This window comes from Nocardiopsis chromatogenes YIM 90109 (genome assembly GCF_000341185.1).
Lineage (GTDB): Bacteria > Actinomycetota > Actinomycetes > Streptosporangiales > Streptosporangiaceae > Nocardiopsis_A > Nocardiopsis_A chromatogenes.
Genome location: NZ_ANBH01000263.1, coordinates 1 through 5,759, shown reverse-complemented (window position 1 = coordinate 5,759; position 5,759 = coordinate 1). Strand labels below are relative to the sequence as shown.

The window sequence follows — 5,759 nt, the reverse complement described above, 5'->3', positions numbered from 1 at the left end:
CGTGTTCCCAACCTCCCCGAACACCACACCTAGGACTCGTTCCGGATTCTCCCCGCGCCGCCGACGGTCGCACGACATGCTGGACGCGCACGCTCATGAAGGGGAGGTTCCCGTGTACGAGTCCCCCGACGAGACCGCCCATCTGCTGCGGAGCCCGGAGAACGCCCGACGGTTGGCCGAAGCGATCGAGGAGCTGGAGGCCGGGCCCTCGGACCGTCGGTGGTCGGCCCTAGGCTCACGTGCCGTCCGTCCGTTCCACCGAGGAGGTCCGGGATCCACCATGGGCATGTTCCAGGGCATCAACGTCGTCTCCGTCCCCGTTCCCGACCTCGACGAAGGCCGTCGCTTCTACCGGGACGTCCTCGGGCTCGGCGAGCCGCTCTACGACCTTCCGGACGCCGGATGGATCGAGTTCGGCACGGGCGAGCGGTCGGGGAATCTGGCGATCACGCACGTCTCCTCCGAACGGCGGCCGGGCGTCCCGGAGGAGACGACGGTCGTTCTCGATGTCGCCGACTGCCACGAGGCGCACCGGGAGCTGACCGAGCGCGGTGTCCGCTGCGACGAACCGGTCGTCTTCCCGGGCTACGTCGTGTTCTGCTCCTTCTACGACCCGTTCGGGAACCGTCTGCAGATGTGCAGTCCGGATCGGGCGGACCAGGCGAAGGGGTGACGCCGGGGGCGGAACCGCGGACCCGCCCCCGGCCGCTCGATGGGGGGCGGGTCCGCGGCCGTTCCGGTCGCCGTTCCTAGGTGAAGTTCACGTCACTGCAGATGTAGTAGTTCTGGTCCATGTGCGAGGCCTTCCAGATCGTGAACACGACGTGGTGGCCGGTGCGCCCGGGGGCGCTGATGTCGAACGTGATGTCCTCGGCGGGCGCATAGGACCCGGTCTCGCGCACGAGCTCCAGGTCGCCCCAGGTCAGCGGCTCGGTCTCGGGGTCGTAGCCCTGGCGGGTGACGTAGACCCGGAAGTAGTCGGCGCCGTGGCTCGCCTGGTCGTACAGGTGCATCGTGATGTCGGAGCCCACGTCGGTGGTCTTCCAGGCCCCCGGCTCGTCNCCCCCCCCCCCCCCCCCCGCCGCTGCACAGCTGCCCGTCGGGGACGGCGCCGCGGTGGTCGCCGCCCACGTTGTCGCGGTACAGCCCGTTCCAGTTCCACATGGCGTTGGGGTCGTCCTGCCATGCCTGCCAGCACATGGGGTCTTCCTGCGCCATGTCCGGGTTGAGGTGGTCGTCGCCCCAGCGCTCCCAGCAGCCGTAGTTGCGGGAGGCCGGGTCGATGATCGACCCGTGCGCGGAGGCCGGGGACGCCCAGGGGATGAGGGCGAGGGCCGCCGCGGCGAGCACGGTGAGGGGGCGGAGGGCGCGTCGGGGGTCGGGGGGATGTGTACGACGGTTCATGGTCGTCTCCGTGGCCGGTTGCGGGGCTGTGGGAGCGCTCCCATTTCTACCCTGCGTGCCGCGGCCGAAACGTTCCGCGACCGGCGGATGCGGAGGACGGACCTGACGCGGTTCGACCACGGGTCCGGCGGCCACACCGGCGGCCACTGATACGGGCCGCGGCCCCGCCGTCCCGGAGGGCGGCGGGGCCGTCTCATGCCCGGCTCTCGCGCCCCCGCTCCAGCCCGTAGAGGATCAGCTCCAAGCCCGTCTCGAACTCGTCGGTGTAGGTGTAGCCGGGCTTCAGCGCGAGTTCGCCGATCATCTCGGCGAGGTGCGGGTAGGCGTCGCGGGGCATCTCCTCCGGCATCGCGCCCGCCACGTCCCCGGCGCCGCCGGGCGCGGCGAAGGGAAGGCTGAGCTGCTGGAGTACGAAGCCGTAGGCGTATCCGTCGAGCACCGACAGCGCGTGCGCCGCGCCCGCGACCGAGAAGCCGCCCGCCGAGGCGCTGGGGGTGCTGCTGGTGATCGGAGCCGCGGGACACCTGACGGGCGTGTCCTCCCGGCTCCTGGCCCCCGGCGTCGGGGCGGCGATCTCGCCTTTAGCCATGACACCGGCGGCGGTCGCGGAGATCTCGTTCATCGTGTGGCGGCTGGCCAAGGCCGTCCGGGCGCCCGCGCCGGATCCGGTGCCCCGGCCCGCCGGGGCGCCCTCCCGCTAGCCTGTTGCCGTGCGCGGCCTCCTCCGGTCCCTCTGGGATGAGCCCCCTCCCCCGCGCGTCCCCGGACGCACGGGGTGGGACTGGGCGCTCGTCGGCGTGTGCGCGGCGGCCGCGCTCGCCGAGGGCGCCCTGCGGCCCGACCTGCCGTGGCGGGAGGCGACCGCCGCGCTGGTCGCCGGGCTCGCCCCCGTGCTGCTGTGGCGGCGCACCCGTCCCCTGGCCGCCGCTGCCGCCGCCTTCGGCGGCGGGGCGCTGCTCTCGCTGGCCAGCCTCGGCCGGTCCGGGGAGATGTACTCCTCGGTGTACCTCCTCCTGCTGCCCTTCGCCCTGGTGCGCTGGGGCTCCGGGCGGCAGATCGCGGTCGGCGCCGCCGTCGTCGCCCTGGCGGGGTCGGTCGGCCCCGCCTTCGACGCACCGGACACCGGCATCGCCGACGCCCTGGGCGGCGGCGCGGTCGTCGTCGCCGCCGGCGCCCTGGGGGCGGCCCTGCGGTACCGGAGCCGGGCCCGGGAGCGCGAGCTGGAGGGCGCCCGGCTCCGCGAGCGCGAGCGGATCGCCCGCGACCTGCACGACACCGTCGCCCACCACGTCTCGGCGATGGCGATCCGGGCCCAGGCGGGACAGGCGGTCGCGCCGGTGAGGCCGGAGGCCGCCGTCGAGGCGCTCGCGGTGATCGAGTCCGAGGCCGCACGCACCCTGGCCGAGATGCGCACCCTGGTCCGGGCCCTGCGCCGGGACGACCCGGCCCAGACGGCGCCCGCACCCGGCATCGCCGACCTGGAGCGGCTCGCGACCCGGTCGGGGCCGGGCCCCGAGGTCGGGGTGGAGGTGGCCGGGGCGTTCGACGACGTCCCGCCGGCGGTCGCCGCGGCCGTCCACCGCCTCGCCCGGGAGGCGGTCACCAACGCCCGGCGGCACGCCCGCAACGCCACCCGCGTCGAGGTGCGCGTCGACGCCGACGCCGATGCCGTGCGCCTGCGGGTGAGCGACGACGGCGAGCACGGGCCCCGGTACCGCGCCGCCGAGCCGCCCGGGTACGGGATCACCGGGATGAAGGAGCGCGCGGAGCTGCTCGGGGGCGCCTGCGAGGCCGCCCCGGTCCCCGGGCGCGGGTGGGCCGTGACCGCCGTGCTGCCCTTGTCCGGGGGCGCCGCATGAGCATCCGGGTGGTCGTGGCCGACGACCAGGAGATCGTCCGCACCGGCCTGTGCATGATCCTGGACGCCCAGCCCGGCATCGGGGTCGTGGGGCAGGCCGCCGACGGCCGGGAGGCGGTCGCGCTGGCCCGGCGCCTGCGCCCGGACGTGTGCCTGTTCGACATCCGGATGCCCGGCACGGACGGGGTGGAGGCCACGCGCGCCCTCGCCGGGCCCGGGGTGCCGGACCCGCTCGCCGTCGTGGTCATCACGGTGTTCGACCACGACGAGTACGTCTACGCCGCGCTGCGGGCGGGCGCCCGCGGCTTCCTGCTGAAGGACGCGGGGACCGGCATGCTCGTTCAGGCGGTGCGCGCCGCGGCTTCGGGCGAGGCGCTCATCGCCCCGGGGGTGACCGCCCGGCTGCTGGAGGCGTTCGCCGACTCGGGCCCTGCGGGGCCGCCGGTGCAGCCGGTCGAACCGCTCACCGGCCGGGAGGAGGAGATCCTGGACGCGGTGGCCCGCGGACGGACCAACGGGGAGATCGCCGCCGAGTGCCATATCTCGCTGAGCACGGTCAAGACGCACATCGCGAGCCTGATGGCGAAGCTGGGGGCGCGGAACCGCGTCGAGATCGCGATGTGGGCCTACGAGACCGGCCGCGTCCGCCGGGGGCGCGGCCGGTAGGCGGCGCCGGGGGAACGGGGCCTCACTCGTACTTTCGGCCGGTCCCGTTCCGGCCTGAACTCCGATGACCGGGCACCGGCCGCGCGGCCACGATCAGGGCATGTCGACGATTCGGAAGAGCCCCTCCGCGCCCCGCCCCGTGGGCCCCGCCCCCACGGCACGCGAGTGGGTCGTGCCCGCCCTGCTGATCCTGTTGAGCGCCGTCCCCGCGATCGCCGGGGCGTTCCGCGTCGGCGAACTGGCCGCGGACGCCCCGGTGACGGCGGAGAACGCCCGCTTCTTCGCATCACCGGTCCCCATCGTGCTGCACATCGCGGCCGCGAGTCCGTACTGCGTTCTCGGCGCATTGCAGTTCGTTCCGCGCCTGCGCCGCAGGCGGTGGCACCGCGTGTCCGGGCGCCTCCTCGTCCCGCTCGGTCTCACGGCGGCGCTGACCGGGGTGTGGATGACGGTGCTCTCCGACATTCCGGCGATCGACACGGGGGCGCTCACCGTGATCCGGCTGGTGACCGGGGTGGCCATGGCCGCGTTCCTCGTCCTGGCGGTCCTGGCGGTCCGGCGCCGGGACATCGCCCGGCACGGCGCGTGGATGATCCGCGCGTACGCCATCGGGCAGGGCGCGGGGACCCAGGTGTTCACGCACCTGCCGTGGATGCTGGCCGGAGCCGAGTTCGACCAGCCGGCCAGGGCGGTGGCCATGGGCGCGGGGTGGGCGGTCAACGCCGTCGTCGCCGAATGGGCGATCCGGAGGATGCGCGGGCGCTCCCCCGTTCGGCGGCCGCCTCGCCCCGGGCCCAGCTGAGAACCGCCTGAGAATCCTGTAAACGAGCCGTTTTCCACCTATAGGGTTCATCCGGGCCGGGACGCATCGGAACGGTACGTCGGCGCCCGGCCTCCCCCATCACGAAAGGCTTCGGATGTCCTCTGCCACCACAGTCGCCCGGAAGCTCCGGACCGCGCTCCTGGCCGCCGCGTTGACCGCGGGCGCCTTCGGCGGCGCCGCCACGGCCGCCGCCCCCGCATCGGCGTCGGTCTCCGACTGCCTGAACTACCTGAAGCGGGCCGGGTACGGGCACACGGGCACGCGGGTGATCGCGTGCGAGCGGGGCGTGTACTCGGTCCAGGAGTGCATCACGCTGCTGACCGAGAACGGTGTCTGGGACAAGGTCGCCAAGCGCGCCTGCCTCAACGCCCCGTACTGACCGTGGCCCCGGTCCCGGTGCGGTGCGTCGATGCCCCGCACCGGGGGTAGTGCGGTGGTCAGCGTTGCGAATGGGCCGGTCGGGCACGTGTGAGGCGTCGGGGGGCGGTTCGATGGCCGAAGGGGGCGGCGGCCCGGAGGGACGGGACGTGGTCGTCGTCGGCCTCGTCTGCGACCCCGGGCTGCCCGCCGAGATGGCGGAGCGGCTCGCGGACCGGCTCCCCGGCGAGCTGTCCCTCGCCGTCGGCGGTGCGGTNCTGGACGAGCACGGCGACATCCCGCTGGCCTCCCCCGCGCGCCGGCTGCGGCGCCGGGAGGGGTGGGACCTGCTGATCGCGCTGACCGACCTGCCGCGGCGGGTGGGGACGCGGCCCCTGCTGGCCAGCATCGACACCGGCGCCCGGGCCGGTCTGGTGTCGGTCCCGGCCGCGGGGTGGCCGCTGTCCTTCCGCCGGGTGCGCGCGACCGTCGTCCACCTGGTCGGAAGGCTGTCCGAGGGGCCGGGCGGGGCGCGGGGCGGAGGGGCGGCGCGCCCGGAGGGCGGGAGGCGGCCGGTGCCGCCCCCGTCGTCGGCCCGCCGGTTCACCTCGCCGGACCCGGAGTCCATGGACGAGTCGCTGGAGCTGGTCG

Annotated in this window: 7 protein-coding genes and 2 pseudogenes; 7 read left to right on the top strand and 2 right to left on the bottom strand. The window is 74.9% G+C overall.

Features of this window, described 5'->3' with window-relative positions; genetic code table 11:
- Positions 1–115: 115 nt before the first annotated feature.
- Positions 116–202 (top strand): annotated as a pseudogene (locus D476_RS39370) (type II toxin-antitoxin system prevent-host-death family antitoxin); the annotation flags it as partial.
- 78 nt (positions 203–280) lie between these two features.
- A complete protein-coding gene (locus tag D476_RS0124230) occupies positions 281–673 on the top strand; it encodes a VOC family protein (protein ID WP_017626506.1) in 393 nt (130 codons plus the stop codon).
- Positions 674–749: 76 nt separating this feature from the next.
- Here the strand turns inward: D476_RS0124230 and D476_RS39975 are convergent.
- Both D476_RS39975 and D476_RS34355 read right to left on the bottom strand, forming a co-directional pair.
- Positions 750–1,404 (bottom strand): annotated as a pseudogene (locus tag D476_RS39975) (lytic polysaccharide monooxygenase).
- 193 nt (positions 1,405–1,597) lie between these two features.
- Positions 1,598–2,017, bottom strand: coding sequence for a TetR/AcrR family transcriptional regulator C-terminal domain-containing protein (locus tag D476_RS34355; protein WP_338036257.1), 420 nt, complete (start codon positions 2,015–2,017; stop codon positions 1,598–1,600).
- Between D476_RS34355 and D476_RS39970 the strand changes: the two genes are divergently transcribed.
- From D476_RS39970 to D476_RS0124200, 5 genes are all read left to right on the top strand, one after another.
- Positions 1,938–2,105 carry a hypothetical protein gene (locus D476_RS39970; protein WP_338036256.1) on the top strand — a complete coding sequence of 56 codons (168 nt, stop codon included), beginning with the start codon at positions 1,938–1,940 and terminating at the stop codon, positions 2,103–2,105. The two genes, D476_RS34355 and D476_RS39970, sit on opposite strands and share 80 nt — an antisense overlap.
- A 9-nt stretch (positions 2,106–2,114) precedes the next feature.
- The gene (locus D476_RS0124215; RefSeq protein WP_026123813.1) at positions 2,115–3,263 is read left to right on the top strand and encodes a sensor histidine kinase; all 1,149 of its coding nucleotides are present in this window, start codon (positions 2,115–2,117) and stop codon (positions 3,261–3,263) included.
- Positions 3,260–3,928: a response regulator gene (locus D476_RS0124210; RefSeq protein ID WP_020380492.1), complete on the top strand. Its 669-nt coding sequence runs from the start codon at positions 3,260–3,262 to the stop codon at positions 3,926–3,928. The genes D476_RS0124215 and D476_RS0124210 overlap by 4 nt, the downstream gene beginning before the upstream one ends.
- Before the next feature lie 100 nt (positions 3,929–4,028).
- Positions 4,029–4,730 carry a DUF2306 domain-containing protein gene (locus tag D476_RS0124205; RefSeq protein WP_239648813.1) on the top strand — a complete coding sequence of 234 codons (702 nt, stop codon included), beginning with the start codon at positions 4,029–4,031 and terminating at the stop codon, positions 4,728–4,730.
- A 115-nt stretch (positions 4,731–4,845) separates the two neighbouring features.
- Positions 4,846–5,130, top strand: coding sequence for a hypothetical protein (locus D476_RS0124200; protein WP_017626500.1), 285 nt, complete (start codon positions 4,846–4,848; stop codon positions 5,128–5,130).
- Positions 5,131–5,759 lie beyond the last annotated feature (629 nt).

Coding starts and splice junctions, on each gene's coding strand:
- D476_RS0124230 (WP_017626506.1), top strand. CDS start 281: ATGGGCATGTTCCAGGGCATCAACGTCGTCTCCGTCCCCGTTCCCGAC.
- D476_RS0124210 (WP_020380492.1), top strand. CDS start 3,260: ATGAGCATCCGGGTGGTCGTGGCCGACGACCAGGAGATCGTCCGCACC.
- D476_RS0124205 (WP_239648813.1), top strand. CDS start 4,029: ATGTCGACGATTCGGAAGAGCCCCTCCGCGCCCCGCCCCGTGGGCCCC.
- D476_RS0124200 (WP_017626500.1), top strand. CDS start 4,846: ATGTCCTCTGCCACCACAGTCGCCCGGAAGCTCCGGACCGCGCTCCTG.